Below are 353 nucleotides of genomic sequence, written 5' to 3' on the forward strand. Positions count from 1 at the left end.
AAAATCGTTTGCCGCTGTCGCAAAATAACCGCCGACTACGACATAAATTGCGGTAAGAACCGCCATGCCGACAATACAGTAAACAAAATCAACATGAAACGCCATCTCGAATAAACGAGAAAGACCGTTGTATAACGAAGCAGTGTAGGGGATAAGGAATATAAAAAGTATAATTGACGCGCCTATTTTTAATGATGTAGCGTTGAACCTTGAACCGAAAAATTCAGGCATGGTTGCGCTTTTTAAATGTTGTGTCATTATGCGCGTCCGCCGCCCGAGTATTACCCACGGCATAAGGGAGCCTATAAACGCATTGCCCAAACCTATCCATGTTGCGGCGGTTCCGAATCTCC

General features: G+C 44.5%; 1 protein-coding gene. It reads right to left on the bottom strand.

Annotation, left to right across the window (positions count from 1 at the left end; all coding sequences use genetic code 11):
• The coding region (locus ACYVTD_RS18230) for a sodium:solute symporter family transporter (protein ID WP_461249014.1) at nt 1-353 on the bottom strand (353 nt) is incomplete at both ends.

This window comes from Treponema sp. R6D11 (genome assembly GCF_054786075.1).